Here is a 14184-nt window from a genome sequence, read left to right on the forward strand (position 1 = left end):
ACTCCAACGTCGGCAATATATCGATTATTGCACGGCTGAGTTCGCCAGCGACCATAAAAAACTGGCCGCCGCCACACTAATGGTTAAAAAATACCGGCCTTACCTACTTATGTTGCATAATCGTAAGGACCTCCTTTTCCAAGCGCACGCTGGTAAGCCGGCCGCGCATGGATCCTGCGCAGGAAGTCCGCCAGCTTGGGATACTGGCTCCCCAGCCCCCCGCGCGATGCGGCCGCTTCCAGCGCAAAGCTCATCTGGATGTCGGCGGCGCTGAATTCCTCGCCGGCGAACCAGGTCAACTTGCCGAGTTCGGCCTCCAGGAAATCGAGCTGGCTGCGGATGTTCGGCATGATGAAACCCTGCTTCACCTTGCGTGCGATCGCGCGCGCGATCGGTTTCGCAAAGAAGGGCATCGGCCCGTTCTCGACCTTGTCGAACACCAGCTTCATCAGCAGCGGCGACATCGCCGAGCCTTCGGCGAAATGCAGGTAATAGGTGTAGCGCAGGCGCTCGGGCGTGCCGGCGGGCGGTACCAGCCGCCCATTGCCGTAGCGGCCAGTGAGGTATTCGACGATCGCTCCGGATTCGGCCACGACAATGTGCTCACCGGGGCCGTCGTCGGTGATCACCGGCGACTTGCCGAGCGGATGCACGGCCTTCAGTTCCGGTGGCGCCAGCATCGTCTTCGGGTCGCGCTGGTATTTCCTGATCTCGTAGTCGAGGCCGAGTTCCTCGAGCAGCCACAGGATGCGCTGCGAGCGCGAATTGTTCAGGTGGTGGACGACGATCATGGGCTTCCCGCGGAGTTCGACAAGTTGCCAGCTTAGCATGCCGTGCGCCCGTCTGCAGGTGCAGCCGCCTTGCGACGTGCGACGCCTGATTGCGGTGCTGGATGCCATGGCGGCGCCGGCGGACTAGAATGGAAGTCCATCCACGCAGTGAACGACCAGGAGGCCATGATGAACATGCTTCGCGTCAGTACCGCTGTTTCCACCCTACTGTTTTCCACCGCCCTGTTCGCTGCCGACGGCACGCCCCTGCGCAGTGTCAACGGCGTCCTCGTCGACAGCGCCGGCATGACGGTCTACACCTATGACAAGGACACCCCGGGCAGCGGCAAGAGCAGCTGTGTCGCCACCTGCGCGACCAACTGGCCGCCGGTGATGGCGCAAGGGACGCCGGCCGCGCCCTATTCGGTCGTCACGCGCGAGGACGGCGGCAAGCAGCTGGCGCACAAGGGCAAGCCGCTGTACACCTTCGTGAAGGACAAGAAAGCGGGAGACCGGACGGGGGACGGCGTCGGCGGCGCCTGGCACGTGGTCGCGGGCGACTAGCCCGCGTAGAGGACAAGGCCTGGCGGCGGCTGGTTCAGCGCCGCTCGTGGATCTTGATGACCTTGCCCTTGCCTTGCCCGGTTGGCGGCACCGGCGTGGCCGGTCCGCAGGTATTGCAGCTGTTGCAGCCGCTGCCGCAGCTGGCCGAGGTGTCGAGCCATTTCACCAGCGTCGACCGGCGTCCGCCCTGCGACAGGCGGTGCACGATGGCGCGGCGCCAGCCCCCGGGCAGGTATTTCGCGCCGGCGTAGAGCACGGCCAGCGCGACGATGATCCCGGCGGCCAGCCCTTGCCACAGCTCCTGCCACATGGCTAGGCTCCCGTGAGGTACAGCGTCACGCGGTAGACGATGAATGCCGCCGCGTAGGCCAGGCCGAACATGTAGCCGGCCATGATCCAGGCATAGCGGCGGCTGCCGGTTTCGCGCGCCACGGTGGCCAGCGTCGGCAGGCAGTGCGGCGCGTAGACGTACCAGGTGAGCAGCGACAGTCCGGTGGCCAGCGACCAGGACTGCGCGATCAGTGGCGCCAGGGTGTTGCCGACTTCGTCGCCGCCCGACAGCGCATACACCTGGCCCAGGGCACCGACCGCCACTTCGCGCGCGGCCATGCCGGGCACCAGGGCGATGGCGATCTCCCAGCCGAAGCCGATCGGGGCCAGCAGGAATTCCAGCGCGCGGCCGATCATGCCGGCCACGCTGTAATACACCGGCGGATGGGTCGCGCCTTCCGGTGCACCCGGGAAGCTCGACAGCACCCAGAGCAGCACCATCATGGTGAGGATCAGGGTGCCAACCCGCTTCAGGAAGATCTTGGCGCGTTCCCACAGGCCCATGGCCAGCGCGCCCGGCTGTGGCCAGTGGTAGGCCGGCAGTTCCATCATGAGCGCGTGCTGCTTGTAGTCGCTGCGGCGCTTCATGAACCAGGCCACCGCCATGGCGCTCAGGATGCCGGCCATGTACAGCACGAACAGCACCAGGCCTTGCAGGTTCATCAGGCCGGCAACCTCGCGGTCGGGGATGAAGGCCGCGATGAGCAATGCATACACGGGCAGGCGCGCCGAGCAGGTCATGAGTGGTGCGATCATGATCGTCACCAGGCGGTCGCGCGGGTTCTGGATGGTGCGCGCGGCCATGATGCCGGGGATGGCGCAGGCAAACGACGACAGCAGCGGCAGGAAGGCGCGGCCCGACAGGCCCACGCTGCCCATGATGCGGTCGAGCAGGAAGGCCGCGCGCGGCAGGTAGCCCACGTCTTCGAGCAGCAGGATGAAGAAGAACAGGATCAGGATCTGCGGCAGGAACACCAGCACGCTGCCGACGCCGGCGATGATGCCGTCCACGATCAGGCTGTGCAGCACGCCTTCGCCCAGCAGGAGGCCGACCTGTTCGCCCAGCGCGCCCACGCCAGCCTCGATCAGGTCCATCGGGGTGCCGGCCCAGCTGAACACGGCCTGGAAGATCAGGAACATCAGTGCCGCCAGGATGACCGGCCCGAACACCGGGTGCAGCACCACGTTGTCGATGTTCTCGGTGAGGTTGCCGCGGTCGGCACCGCTGGCAACGGCAAGCGCCAGGATGCGGCGTACTTCGCGCTGGGTTTCCTCGACCGGCACCGCGTCGATCGCCGACAGCGGATTGGCCTGCACCTTGACGTCGAAGTCCATGCGGTCCAGCGCGGCCAGCAGGCCTTGTTCGCCGCCGGCCTGGATGGCGATGGTTTCGACCACCGGCATGCCCAGCGCCGCCGACAGCTTGCCGGTATCGATGGTGATGCCGCGCTTCTTCGCGACGTCGACCATGTTCAGGACCAGCACCATCGGCAGGCCCAGGCGCTTGAGCTCCAGCACCATGCGCAGGTTCAGGCGCAGGTTGGTCGCGTTCACTACGCACAGGATGGCGTCGGGCGCGGCTTCGCCGGCGCGCAGGCCGGCCACCACGTCGCGCGTGATGGCTTCGTCCGGCGTCTGGGCGCTCAGGCTATAGGCGCCCGGCAGGTCGAGCACGCGGAACGCGCGCCCGGCAGGAGAAGTAAAACTGCCTTCCTTGCGTTCGATGGTGACACCGGCGTAGTTCGCGACCTTCTGGCGCGAGCCGGTGAGACGATTGAACAGGGCGGTCTTGCCGCAGTTGGGGTTGCCGAGCAGTGCGACCAGGGGCGTGCGCGACGCCACCTGTTGTTCCATGACACCCATTGCTTATTCCGGCTTGATCGATACGAGCGCCGCTTCGAAGCGGCGCAGCGCGAAGGTGGATTCGCCGACCTTCACCGCCAGCGGACCGCCCATCACGCGCTTGAGCACCCGGATCCGCTCGCCTGGCACGAAACCGAGCTCCATCAGGCGGCGCTGGACGTCGCCAACACCCTGCTGCCCCGTCGGTGCAAGGTGGATCACAGTGGCGCTCTGGCCGGGCTGGAGGGCATCGAGCGTGGTGAGGGAAGGAGCAAGGGTCATGATCGCGTCCAGATAGGGTGAAGCACTCGGTAACGCTACGGGCCGGTTGCGGATGTAGCGCTGATGAGACAGATATGCGCATCATAAACCTAAATGCGAATTATTTCTATTTGCGGTTTATTCATATTCCATGGAAAGCGCCCGGATGCACAAAATTCCTGTTGCAAACGCGGTGGATTTTACGGAGAATAGAACACGAATGAGATTGATTCTCATTTAAATGATGAAAACAGCAAGGAAATCGAAGCGATGATCGTCTGTGTCTGCAATAACATCTCCGACCGTGAAATCCGCCAGGCGGTCGACCTGGGCATTTCGTCCGTGGCAGAACTGCACCGCGAGCTGGGTGTCGGCACCATGTGCGGCAAGTGCGTCAGCTATGCGCGCGAAGTGCTGTACGAACACCTGGAAAGCAAGACCGTCGTCACCGAGCTGCACCGCGTCCCGCAAACCGCCTGAGGGCGGTTCTTCTTCCCCTTCGCGGCCCGGCCGGGCGTGCATGTCTCCCCGGCGGCGCCCGTGGTTTGCTATGATGTTGGCATCCACACCACCGAAAGCACTCCATGAAGGGCGATCCCAACATCATCCGGCTGCTCAATGCGCAGCTGACCAATGAGCTCACCGCGATCAACCAGTATTTCCTGCATGCGCGCATGTACCGCCACTGGGGTTTCGGCAAGCTGGCGAAGAAGGAATACGATGAGTCGATCGGCGAGATGAAGCACGCCGACAAGCTGATCGACCGCATCCTGATGCTCGATGGCCTGCCCAACCTGCAGGCCCTGCACAAGATCCTGATCGGCGAATCGACCCAGGAAATGCTGGAATGCGACCTCAAGCTCGAGCGCGCGGCCCAGGTGACGGTCAAGGAAGGCATCGCGGCGGCGGAAGCGGCGGCGGACTACGTCACCCGCGACCTGTTCCTGATGATCCTCGAGGATACCGAGGAACACATCGAGTGGCTGGAAACCCAGCTCGACCTGATCGTCAAGGTCGGCATCCAGAACTACCTGCAGAGCCAGATCGGCGAATGAGCGGCATGGCGCGGGCGGCGCGTCCGCTCAGCGCCACTTCAGCATCCACTGGTCGTAGAAACCCAGGTCGCGCGGCACCGCGCCCGGGATCGCGCACACCGCGCCGGCAAAGGCGTTCGCCCGCGCCAGGCTGACGTCCAGCGGCCAGCCCCTGACTTTCCCCAGCAGGAAAATCGCCGAGAAGGCATCGCCCGCCCCCACCGTGTCGATCACGAAGGGCGGCGCCGGATTATCCCGGTGCATCAGCACCTGTCCGTCCGCACCGAAGTAGACCGAACCGCGGTGGCCCAGGGTGACGATCAGCGCGTCGAGCGAGAACATCTGCAGCAGCGCCTGGCAGGAGGCGCGCACTTCCTCGGCCGCCAGTGGCGGATCGTCCGGCTTGATCTGGAAGTACCAGCCGAACAGGGCCTGCAATTCTTCTTCGTTGACCTTGGCCACGTGGGCCGCCTGCAAAGCGCGGGTGACGATGCGCTCGTCGACCTGGCCGTCGCGCAGGTTCAGGTCGAGGTAGCGCAGCGCCGGCGTGGCCTCGAGCAGCGCCGCCAGGGTGCCGCGCGAGCGCTCGCCGCGCTGTGCCAGGGTACCGAAATAGACGGCGCCCGGCTGGCACTGCGCCAGTGCCGCCAGCGCCTGTTCGCGGTCGATGAAGTCGTAGGCCTGGTGCGGCAGGATCGTGAAGCGGTGGCCGCGCGCCAGGCGCTCGACCAGCACGCGGCCGGTTTCCTCGATCGGATCGACCTGCAGCCCGGCTGCGCTCATGGCGAAGCGCTCGAATTCGGCGCGCACCGCCTGGCCCGGCTGGTCCTGGCCGATCCGGGTCAGCATCAGCTGGGGCGCCATGAAGGCGGCCAGGTGGCGCGCCACATTGAAGGGCGCGCCGCCGACTACCTGCTCGCTGCCGAAGTCGTCGACCAGGGCTTCGCCGAAGACGGCGACCGGGGCCGCGGCGCTCACGCGGCGAAAGGCACGGTGTCGCGGAACGAAGGCCGTTCGGCGAGTTTGTCGGCCAGGCGCGCCAGGTTCGGGTAGTCGCCGCGCCAGTCGATGTCGGGGAAGCGGAAACCCAGCCAGCCCAGGGCGCAGCCGACGGCGACGTCAGCGAGGGTGTAGTGGACGCCCATGCAGTAGGCCGATTCGCCCAGCCGCACCGACATCTCGCGCAGGCCGGCATGCACCTTGCCCATCTGCCGTTCGATCCATTTGGCGCTCTGCTGCTCGGGCGCGCGCTCGCGGCGTTCGAGGAAGACCAGGATGGCGGCATCGAGCACGCCGTCGGCCAGCGCTTCCCAGACCTTGACCTCGGTGCGGTCGCGGCCGTTCGGCGGCAGCAGCTTGCAGACGGGGGAGATGGTGTCGAGGTATTCGGCAATCACACGCGAGTCGTACAGGGTGCTGCCGTCTTCCATCACGAGGCAGGGGATCTTGCCCAGCGGGTTCACCTGCTGGATCGTGGTCTCCGGCACCCAGACATTTTCCTGCTCAAAGCTGAAATCGAGCTTTTTGTCCGCCATCACGACACGGACTTTACGCACATAGGGACTGGTAACTGAACCGATGAGTTTCATAGAGGCCCGGGGAAGAAAATTGGCAACCAGTATAGCATTGCCATTTTGCCGATTGTCTGCGCCGGAGCGGCGTTTCGGATGCCGCTGCAAGCCGCGCGCGCAAGGCCCAGCGCCCGGGCCGGTGGTAAAATCCGCGTTTTTGCACGGACCGCCCGCCATGACCTCTACCGTACCCTCCCCTACCCTCTCGGCCCTGTCTCCGCTGGATGGCCGCTACGCGTCGAAAACCGACAAGCTGCGCCCGATCCTGTCCGAAGCGGGCTTCATGCACCACCGCGTGAAGGTCGAGATCGCGTGGCTGCAGGCGCTGTCGCAGGCCGGTTTTCCCGAAATCACACCCTTCTCCAGCGAAGCGAACACCCACCTCGAGCGCATGGCCGCGAACTTCGGTGACGTGGAAGCGGCGCGCATCAAGGAGATCGAGGCGGTCACCAACCACGACGTCAAGGCGGTCGAATACTGGCTCAAGGAACAGGTGAAGGACGTGCCGGAACTGGTGGCGGCGAGCGAATTCATCCACTTCGGCTGCACCTCGGAAGACATCAACAACACCTCGCACGGCATGATGCTCAAGGCCGCGCGCGACGGCGTGCTGCTGCCGGCCCTCCAGAACATCATCGCCAGGCTGACCGAGATCGCCCATGCGAACGCCGAACTGCCGATGCTGTCGCGCACCCACGGCCAGACCGCCAGCCCGACCACGCTCGGCAAGGAATTCGCCAACGTGGTGGCGCGCCTGCAACGCGCGGTGAAACGCATCGCCGACGTCGAGATCCTCGGCAAGATGAACGGCGCGGTCGGCAACTATAATGCGCACCTGTCTGCCTACCCGGGCTTCGACTGGCCGGCCTTTTCGAAAGAAGTCATCGAGCAGCGCCTCGGCCTGGTGTTCAATCCGTACACCATCCAGATCGAGCCGCACGACTACATGGCCGAGATGTTCGACGCCATCGCGCGCGCCAACACCATCCTGCTCGACCTGAACCGCGACATCTGGACCTACGTCTCGCTCGGCTACTTCAAGCAGAAACTCAAGGCGGGCGAGATCGGTTCGTCGACCATGCCGCACAAGGTCAATCCGATCGACTTCGAGAACTCGGAAGGCAACCTGGGCCTGGCCAACGCGGTGCTGCGCCACATGGCCGAGAAGCTGCCGGTCTCGCGCATGCAGCGCGACCTGACCGATTCGACCGTGCTGCGCAACATCGGCGTCGGCTTCGGCTACGCGCTGCTGGCCTATGACAGCTGCCTGCGCGGCCTGAACAAGCTGGAAGTGAACGCGGCCCGCCTGGAAGCGGACCTGGACGCGAGCTGGGAAGTGCTGGCCGAGCCGGTGCAGACCGTGATGCGCCGCTACGGCATCGAGAACCCGTATGAGCAGCTCAAGGAACTCACCCGCGGCAAGGGCATTACCCGTGAAGCGCTGCAGGAATTCATCGGCAAGCTGGCGATCCCGCAGGAAGCGAAGGACCTGCTGCTGCAAATGACGCCGGCAAACTACACCGGCCTGGCGGCCGAGCTGGCGAAAGCCATCTGATGTTGTAGGGTGGGCAGAAAATCTGCCCACCCGACGAACCCCTCCTCAATACTCCCACATCAGCTTGACCCCGAGGCGGCGCTCGATCTCGGCCCGGTACAGGACCGTCCCGTACTCCCCGTGCCCGCCGGTGAGGTTCTCGCCGGTCAGCGCCAGCTCCAGCCCCGGCCGGATGCGCCAGCCGAAGCGCGCGTCGAGCGCCGTATAGGACGGCACTGCCGGGAAGGACTTGCCCGCCACCTTGCGCAGCGTGAGCTCGATGTCGCGCCGGTCGTCGATGCCGTAGACCGAGCGCAGCTGGAAAGTATGCGCCGGGTCGCGCTCGGCCACGCGGGTGGCGTTGACGTCGCGGCTGCCCGGTTTCAGGCGCAGCTTCTGATGCATGGCGGTCCAGCCGGCCGACAGGCGCCAGCGCCCGGCCGCCTGCCAGCTGCCCCAGGCTTCGATGCCGCTCGAGTACCCCTCCATCAGGCTATCGAAGGTGATGAAGCCGGCCGGATTGGTCTCGGTGGTGCGCAGGTGGTCGTAATCATGGTGGAACAGGGTCGCCGAATACGCCAGCGCGGGTACCGGGTTGCCCTTGTAGCCCAGCTCGAACACCTTGGCCACTTCGCCGCGTACCTCCGCTCCGCCGCGCAGCAGGTAAGGCGGACGGCCAGGCAGGAAGGCGTCGACGTCCAGACGCGAGGGCGCGCGTACGGTGCGCGACGCGGCTGCCCACAGCGCGTGCTGCGGAGACAGGCGCCAGGACAGGCGCGCGCTCGGCAGCCACTCCGTCCCGGTGTATTCGTTGTACTCGAGGCGGCTGCCCAGGGTCAGGTACCAGTCCTGTTGCAAGGTGAGCTCGTCCTGTGCGAACAGGCTGGCCCATTGCTGGGTGGTACGCGCCGGCAGGAAGGCGACGGTGGCGCTGTTGTCCACCCGGTCGCGGCTGTGGCGGTAGGTCGCGCCCCAGACCACACGGTGCCTGCCGAGCTGCGCCAGGGTGTGCTGGAACTGCAGGTCGGAGGTGGTCAGGCGCTCGCCGAACAAGGGCTCGGCGCGGCGCAGCGTGTGGTCGACATAGGCCTGCGCCATCAGGCTGGCGCCGTCGCCAAGCCGCCGCTCCCAGCGTGCGCTCAGGTTGACGCCGTCCGAGCGCACCCGGCCCAGGGTGGTGGGTACGCCAGGCGCGGCGATCTCGCCCGGCGCCGGCTGGTCGAAGCGGCCGCGGTAGGCATTACCGACCAGGCTGAAACGGTCCATCCCGCGTTCCCAGTCGGCGCGCATGCCTACCAGGCTGCGGCGGTAGGCGTCGTCCACCAGGTCACCGCTGGCCAGTTCGCTGTCTTCGCGCCGGGTGGTCTTGCCAAACACGCGCCAGGCAATGCCATTCTCCAGGGTGCCACCGTGACGGTAGGAGACGGTGGCACCGTCGGTGGCGGCCTGCAAGGCCGCCAGGCTACCCTGGGTGTCGCGCGCCGAGCGGGTGGTGATGTTGATGACGCCGTTGACGGCATTCAGGCCCCACAGCACGCCACCAGGGCCGCTAACCACTTCGATGCGTTCGACGTCTTCGAGCAGCACTTCCTGGGCATCCCAGAACACGCCGGAAAACAGCGGGGTATAGACCGAGCGGCCGTCGATCAGCACCAGCAGCTTGTTCGAATAGCTGTTGCCGCTCTGGTTCATGCCGCGCGCACTGATCGAATAACTGTAGCCGTTAATGCGCGCCACGTGCAGGTTCGGGGCCAGGCGCAGCACTTCCGGCAGGGTGGCGGCACCCGAGCGGCGAATGTCTTCGGCGGTGATGACGAACACGGCCGCAGCGGCGTCCTGCAAGCGCTCGGGGCGCTTGGAGACGGACATGACCGGAATATTGGCCAGCTCTTCGATCGACAGGTCGGCCAGGTTGTCACCCGGCTGAGACGGTATCGCTTGCGCCGCCGGCGCCAGGCACAGAACCAGGCCGACGGTGGCCAGCAGGTTCGAGGTTGGTAACAAAGCGCGCGGAACGCTGGGTTGATCGGTCATGTTCTGCCCTCTGGCATCATATGAGTGCGCCAGTTATTTTTGCGAAAAAAGTCGTTGCGAGATTTTACATTCCTTGGCCGTCACTGTGCAGTTTTTGCATTGCGTGCTAGCGTACCCGGCAAAAAAAACCTGGGCGGAGCATTGCCTGATAAAGACTGGTATAGTTAGTTCTAATACGTACAACTTTCAAAAAAAAGAACTTTTTATGCACCGCTACACTACCACGGCCATCGTCCTGCACTGGCTGATCGCGTTGCTGATCGTTGCTACGTTTACCCTCGGCCTGGTGATGACCGACATCCCAGGCCTGACGCCCACCAAGCTCAAGTATTTCTCGTGGCATAAATGGGCCGGCGTGACCGTCCTCGGTCTGGCGGCGCTGCGTCTGCTGTGGCGCCTGCTGCGCCACCCGCCCGCGTATGCCGACGAAATGCCAGCCTGGCAGCGCGGCGCGGCCCATGGCCTGCACTGGCTGCTCTACCTCCTGATGTTCGGGGTGCCGCTGTCCGGCTATTTCTACAGCCTGGCGGCCGGGGTGCCGGTCGTCTATTTCGGCATCCTTGAACTGCCAGTGCTGATCGGGGCCGATCCGGCCCTGAAAACCGTGCTGAAGGATGTCCACTACTGGCTCAACATGCTGCTGGCCCTGCTGGTCGGCCTGCACGTGGCGGCCGCGTTCAAGCACCTGCTGGTCGACCGCGACGGCGTCATGGCGCGCATGCTGCCGGGACCTGCTACACCCCCCAAGGAGTCACCATGAAAGCATTTACCCGTCCGCTGCGCGGCCTGCTGCTGGCCGGCGTCTTCGCCAGCGCCCTGGCCGGCGCCGCGCCGCTCAAGACCGATCCGGCGAAAAGCAGCGTCACCATCACCTTCAAGCAAATGGGCGTGCCGGTCGATGCGCAGTTCAGGCAGTTCAGCGCACAGATCGACTACGACGCCGCCAGGCCGGCGGCGTCCAGGGCCAGCGTCGAGATCCAGACCGCCAGCTTCGACCTGGGCGATCCGGACTACAACAAGGAAGTGGCCAAAAAAGAATGGTTCAACGTCGTCCAGTTCCCGAAGGCCAGTTTCGTGTCCTCGGCGATCGCGCCGGCCGGCGCTGGCAAGCTGAACGTTTCCGGCAAGCTCACCATCAAGGGCCGCAGCGCCGACGTGCGCTTTCCCCTGAGCGTGAAGGCGGAAGGCGGCAAGCAGGTGTTCGAGGGACAGCTGCCGATCAGGCGCCTGGCCTTCCATATCGGCGAAGGCGAATGGAAGGACACCGGCATGGTCGCCGATGAAGTCGTCATCAAGTTCCGCGTCACCGCGGCCCAGTAATTTCCCGTCCCACCCTGCCTCCACAAGGAAAAAACCATGAACATCAAGTACCTGATCGCCGCCCTGGCGGCCTCCTGCACCCTCGGCGCCGGCGTCTCCTATGCCGCCGACACCTACAAGATCGACCCCAACCACACCTACCCGAGCTTCGAAGCCGATCACATGGGCATCTCGCTCTGGCGCGGCAAGTTCAACAAGACCGAAGGCACGGTGACCCTGGACCGCGCGAAAAAAACCGGCAGCATCGACATCACCATCGATACCAGCAGCATCGATTTCGGCCATGAAGGCATGAATGCGCATGCGAAGAAGGCCGACATCTTCGACGTCGCCCAGTTCCCGACCGCGACCTTCAAGGCGAATTCGATCGCCTTCAACGGCGACGTTCCGGTCTCGGCCCAGGGCGAACTGACCCTGCACGGCGTGACCAAGCCGCTGACCCTGACCATCAACCGCTTCAAGTGCATCATCCACCCGATGAACAAGCGCGAAGTGTGCGGCGCCGATGCAAGCGCGACCTTCCAGCGCAGCGACTTCGGCATCAACTTCGGGCTGCCGAAGTTTTCGCCGGAAGTGAAGCTGGCGATCCAGGTGGAAGCGGTCAAGCAGTAATTCGCGCCCGCCACGACAAAGCCCCCGGCACCGTCAGGCGCCGGGGGCTTTTTCTATGCCAGGCTGGACGGGCGCTTAGCGGCCGTCGCGGTCAGCGTCGCCCGGGATCGCGCGCTCGACCTTGTGCCATGCGGCGCGCGAAGCGTGCTTGGCCTGCTCCCAGCTCAGGCGCGAATTGCCCTTGGTGCGTTCCCATTCGGTCGACAGCTCGTTCTCGTGCATGTCGTAGCCGCCCGGGTAGCGGCCTGCCGAGTTGTAGCCCAGCGCATAGGCCGGAGCATAATCGTCGTAGGTGTAGCCGGGGGTGTAGTACGGCTGGGTCTGGTAAGCGTTGCGCCAGTGGGCGTCTTCGGCTTGCGGGTTGACCATCTTGGCCACGCCCTTGCCGGCCATGCCGCCCACCGCCGCGCCGATGCCGGCGCCGGCCACCGCGCCCACCGGGCCGCCGACCGCGCCACCCAGCACCGCACCGCCGACCGCCGCGCCGCCAGCGGCGCCGACGCCGGTGCCGAGGTGATGGTCATGCAGTTCGTCGCCCGCTTTCGGATTGATCACCTCGCCCGTGCCCTTGCCCGCCGCACCGCCTGCCAGGCCGCCGATCACGGCGCCGGCCGCGGCGCCCACCGGACCCGCGACCGAACCTGCAACGGCACCGGCCGCGGCGCCGCCAGCGCCGCCGACACCCTGCGCCAGGTTATGGTCGTGCAGTTCGTCGCCCGCTTTCGGGTTCACGACTTCGCCCGCGCCCTTGCCGGCTGCGCCGCCGGCCAGGCCGCCGACCACCGCACCGGCCGCCATGCCGATCGGGCCGGCAGCAGCGCCAGCCATCGCGCCTACCGCCGCACCGCTACCGGCGCCGACGCCCTTGGCCAGGTAGTGTTCCGACAGGTCGTCGCCCGCTTTCGGGTTGACCACCTCGCCCACGCCCTTGCCTGCCATGCCGCCGGTGACCGCGCCGATGGCGGCGCCGGCCACGGTGCCGATCGGGCCGGCCGCCGAACCGATGGCCGCGCCTGCCGCGGCGCCCCCCAGGGCGCCGACGCCGGTGCCGATGATGTGGGTGCCGCCGCTATCGGTCCACGACTGCTGGATGTGGCGCGCGTCGTCGTCCGAGCGGGCATGGACGCCCATCACGATGCCGCCCTGCTTGATGCCTTCTTCATAGTGCTTGGCGCGTTCTTCGGGAATGCCGGCGCCGATCAGCGCGCCGATCAGGCCACCGGTGATGCCGCCGGCGCCGGCGCCGGCCAGGGCCGCTGCCAGCGGGCCGGCCACGACCACGCCCAGGCCCGGCAGTACCAGGGTAGTGCCGACGGCGGCGATGCCAGCCAGGACGGCACCGATGGTGCCGCCGATGCCGGCGCCGATGCCGGCGCCTTCGGCAGCCTTGCTGCCCAGTTCAGTGTCGGTGTCGTCGAAATGGGTCTTGCGGGTGCTGTCCGACATCATCAGGTTGACGTCGTCCTTGCCATAGCCGCGGGTCGAAATCGAGCTATAGGCGCGCTCTGCGCTGGCACGGTCCGGGAACAGACCGGTGACCATGCGGGAATTCTGGTTGGTGTTGTTATTCGTATCGAAGCTGCTCATGGCGAATCCTTTCAAAGGTTCAGGTGACTGCAAGAGGAATATTGGGTTGCAAGTGTTGAAACCTTATGCCCGGGCCCGCACCTCTTCTGTTCGCTGACGCACCTTCTCCACTTCTTTCTGCTGAGCCATTCGGCGGGTGAACCGGCGATCAAGAACGAGACTGCAGATTCGCCGTCTAACGTTCGTTGCCGCACCGACCTGATGGGGACTGGTCTCTAGACTTTTCTCCATGGCCACGGCAATTCAACCGGCCTGGGGGTATGTTTTCTTACACTTGAAGGAGGTACACCATGTTATTCATCATTTGGATCGTTGTCGGTGGCATTCTGGGCTGGCTGGCCAGCATGGTCATGAAGACCGACGCAGAACAGGGCATGATTCTCAACGTCGTCGTCGGTATCGTTGGCGCCTTCCTGGGTGGCTGGCTCCTGTCGCCGCTGTTCGGCTCCGGCACCATCAACTCGGACGACTTCAGCGTGTCCTCGCTGCTGGTCTCGTTCCTGGGCGCTGTCGTCCTGCTCGCGATCGTGAACCTGCTGCGTCGCGGTCGTGTTCGCTAATCCCTAGTGGATAGCCATTTTTAAAAACCAACGCTTCATGCGTTGGTTTTTTTACGTCGTTCATCGATATGCGATCAAACATGTTCTGGACAGTATTAATCACGTGCATCGTTACCCTGATTGTCGGGTTTCTCGCGCTGAATTTCATGCCCAGTAGATCGGAAG

General features: G+C 65.2%; 16 protein-coding genes. 8 read left to right on the forward strand and 8 right to left on the reverse strand.

The genetic code is table 11. The features are described from left to right. Positions 1-107: 107 nt before the first annotated feature. Positions 108-791, reverse strand: a complete 684-nt coding sequence (locus LCI23_RS16460) for a glutathione S-transferase (protein WP_224947531.1) — start codon at positions 789-791, stop codon at positions 108-110. A gap of 168 nt (positions 792-959) precedes the next feature. On the opposite strand from LCI23_RS16460, the gene LCI23_RS16465 reads away from it, so the two are divergent. Next, positions 960-1334, forward strand: coding sequence for a hypothetical protein (locus LCI23_RS16465; RefSeq protein ID WP_374041185.1), 375 nt, complete (start codon positions 960-962; stop codon positions 1332-1334). A 34-nt stretch (positions 1335-1368) separates the two neighbouring features. Here LCI23_RS16465 and LCI23_RS16470 read toward each other — a convergent pair whose 3' ends face one another. From LCI23_RS16470 to LCI23_RS16480, 3 genes are read right to left on the reverse strand one after another with little or no spacing between them, the layout of a single operon-like run. Then, positions 1369-1644, reverse strand: a complete 276-nt coding sequence (locus LCI23_RS16470) for a DUF6587 family protein (protein ID WP_224947533.1) — start codon at positions 1642-1644, stop codon at positions 1369-1371. Between the two features lie 2 nt (positions 1645-1646). Continuing rightward, entirely contained in the window at positions 1647-3527 is a 1881-nt protein-coding gene (locus LCI23_RS16475; RefSeq protein ID WP_224947534.1) for a ferrous iron transporter B, read from the reverse strand. 3 nt (positions 3528-3530) lie between these two features. Further along, positions 3531-3788 (reverse strand): FeoA family protein, encoded by a 258-nt coding sequence (locus LCI23_RS16480; RefSeq protein ID WP_224947535.1) that lies wholly within the window; start codon positions 3786-3788, stop codon positions 3531-3533. 249 nt (positions 3789-4037) lie between these two features. Here LCI23_RS16480 and LCI23_RS16485 point away from each other — a divergent pair, with 249 nt between their 5' ends. Continuing rightward, positions 4038-4247 carry a bacterioferritin-associated ferredoxin gene (locus LCI23_RS16485; RefSeq protein ID WP_224947536.1) on the forward strand — a complete coding sequence of 70 codons (210 nt, stop codon included), beginning with the start codon at positions 4038-4040 and terminating at the stop codon, positions 4245-4247. 104 nt (positions 4248-4351) lie between these two features. Further along, the gene (gene bfr / locus LCI23_RS16490; protein WP_224947537.1) at positions 4352-4822 is read left to right on the forward strand and encodes a bacterioferritin; all 471 of its coding nucleotides are present in this window, start codon (positions 4352-4354) and stop codon (positions 4820-4822) included. A 27-nt stretch (positions 4823-4849) separates the two neighbouring features. Here the strand turns inward: bfr and LCI23_RS16495 are convergent, their stop codons facing one another. Together LCI23_RS16495 and LCI23_RS16500 are read right to left on the reverse strand one after the other, a co-directional pair. Continuing rightward, a complete protein-coding gene (locus LCI23_RS16495) occupies positions 4850-5779 on the reverse strand; it encodes a PfkB family carbohydrate kinase (RefSeq protein ID WP_224947538.1) in 930 nt (309 codons plus the stop codon). Beyond that, the gene (locus tag LCI23_RS16500) at positions 5776-6390 is read right to left on the reverse strand and encodes a glutathione S-transferase N-terminal domain-containing protein (protein WP_224947539.1); all 615 of its coding nucleotides are present in this window, start codon (positions 6388-6390) and stop codon (positions 5776-5778) included. Before LCI23_RS16500 ends, LCI23_RS16495 begins: the two co-directional genes overlap by 4 nt. 157 nt (positions 6391-6547) lie before the next feature. Between LCI23_RS16500 and purB the strand changes: the two genes are divergently transcribed. After that, positions 6548-7927 carry an adenylosuccinate lyase gene (gene purB / locus LCI23_RS16505; RefSeq protein ID WP_224947540.1) on the forward strand — a complete coding sequence of 460 codons (1380 nt, stop codon included), beginning with the start codon at positions 6548-6550 and terminating at the stop codon, positions 7925-7927. A 45-nt stretch (positions 7928-7972) separates the two neighbouring features. On the opposite strand, the gene LCI23_RS16510 is transcribed toward purB, so the two are convergent. Then, positions 7973-9940, reverse strand: coding sequence for a TonB-dependent siderophore receptor (locus LCI23_RS16510; protein ID WP_224947541.1), 1968 nt, complete (start codon positions 9938-9940; stop codon positions 7973-7975). A 205-nt stretch (positions 9941-10145) separates the two neighbouring features. Between LCI23_RS16510 and LCI23_RS16515 the strand changes: the two genes are divergently transcribed. Genes LCI23_RS16515 through LCI23_RS16525 form a run of 3 tightly spaced genes read left to right on the forward strand, consistent with a single transcriptional unit; the run spans position 10146 to position 11872 of the window. Next, on the forward strand, positions 10146-10700 hold the full coding sequence (locus tag LCI23_RS16515; protein ID WP_224947542.1) for a cytochrome b: 555 nt from the start codon (positions 10146-10148) through the stop codon (positions 10698-10700). After that, positions 10697-11260 (forward strand): YceI family protein, encoded by a 564-nt coding sequence (locus tag LCI23_RS16520; RefSeq protein WP_224947543.1) that lies wholly within the window; start codon positions 10697-10699, stop codon positions 11258-11260. Before LCI23_RS16515 ends, LCI23_RS16520 begins: the two co-directional genes overlap by 4 nt. A gap of 36 nt (positions 11261-11296) precedes the next feature. Continuing rightward, positions 11297-11872, forward strand: coding sequence for a YceI family protein (locus tag LCI23_RS16525; RefSeq protein ID WP_224947544.1), 576 nt, complete (start codon positions 11297-11299; stop codon positions 11870-11872). Between the two features lie 75 nt (positions 11873-11947). On the opposite strand, the gene LCI23_RS16530 is transcribed toward LCI23_RS16525, so the two are convergent. Continuing rightward, complete coding sequence (locus LCI23_RS16530; protein WP_224947545.1) at positions 11948-13459, reverse strand: glycine zipper domain-containing protein; 1512 nt, start codon at positions 13457-13459, stop codon at positions 11948-11950. Between the two features lie 290 nt (positions 13460-13749). Here LCI23_RS16530 and LCI23_RS16535 point away from each other — a divergent pair, with 290 nt between their 5' ends. Further along, positions 13750-14019: a GlsB/YeaQ/YmgE family stress response membrane protein gene (locus LCI23_RS16535; protein WP_171088469.1), complete on the forward strand. Its 270-nt coding sequence runs from the start codon at positions 13750-13752 to the stop codon at positions 14017-14019. Positions 14020-14184: the final 165 nt, after the last annotated feature.

The organism is Massilia sp. MS-15, from assembly GCF_020176695.1.
GTDB lineage: Bacteria > Pseudomonadota > Gammaproteobacteria > Burkholderiales > Burkholderiaceae_D > Telluria > Telluria hydrophila.

Excerpts from the sequence above, each read along its gene's own strand:
- purB (WP_224947540.1), top strand. The coding sequence starts at position 6,548 with ATGACCTCTACCGTACCCTCCCCTACCCTCTCGGCCCTGTCTCCGCTG.
- LCI23_RS16475 (WP_224947534.1), bottom strand. The coding sequence starts at position 3,527 with ATGGGTGTCATGGAACAACAGGTGGCGTCGCGCACGCCCCTGGTCGCA.
- LCI23_RS16470 (WP_224947533.1), bottom strand. The coding sequence starts at position 1,644 with ATGTGGCAGGAGCTGTGGCAAGGGCTGGCCGCCGGGATCATCGTCGCG.
- LCI23_RS16535 (WP_171088469.1), top strand. The coding sequence starts at position 13,750 with ATGTTATTCATCATTTGGATCGTTGTCGGTGGCATTCTGGGCTGGCTG.
- LCI23_RS16500 (WP_224947539.1), bottom strand. The coding sequence starts at position 6,390 with ATGAAACTCATCGGTTCAGTTACCAGTCCCTATGTGCGTAAAGTCCGT.
- LCI23_RS16515 (WP_224947542.1), top strand. The coding sequence starts at position 10,146 with ATGCACCGCTACACTACCACGGCCATCGTCCTGCACTGGCTGATCGCG.
- LCI23_RS16485 (WP_224947536.1), top strand. The coding sequence starts at position 4,038 with ATGATCGTCTGTGTCTGCAATAACATCTCCGACCGTGAAATCCGCCAG.
- LCI23_RS16460 (WP_224947531.1), bottom strand. The coding sequence starts at position 791 with ATGATCGTCGTCCACCACCTGAACAATTCGCGCTCGCAGCGCATCCTG.
- LCI23_RS16520 (WP_224947543.1), top strand. The coding sequence starts at position 10,697 with ATGAAAGCATTTACCCGTCCGCTGCGCGGCCTGCTGCTGGCCGGCGTC.
- LCI23_RS16530 (WP_224947545.1), bottom strand. The coding sequence starts at position 13,459 with ATGAGCAGCTTCGATACGAATAACAACACCAACCAGAATTCCCGCATG.
- LCI23_RS16480 (WP_224947535.1), bottom strand. The coding sequence starts at position 3,788 with ATGACCCTTGCTCCTTCCCTCACCACGCTCGATGCCCTCCAGCCCGGC.
- LCI23_RS16465 (WP_374041185.1), top strand. The coding sequence starts at position 960 with ATGAACATGCTTCGCGTCAGTACCGCTGTTTCCACCCTACTGTTTTCC.
- bfr (WP_224947537.1), top strand. The coding sequence starts at position 4,352 with ATGAAGGGCGATCCCAACATCATCCGGCTGCTCAATGCGCAGCTGACC.
- LCI23_RS16510 (WP_224947541.1), bottom strand. The coding sequence starts at position 9,940 with ATGACCGATCAACCCAGCGTTCCGCGCGCTTTGTTACCAACCTCGAAC.
- LCI23_RS16525 (WP_224947544.1), top strand. The coding sequence starts at position 11,297 with ATGAACATCAAGTACCTGATCGCCGCCCTGGCGGCCTCCTGCACCCTC.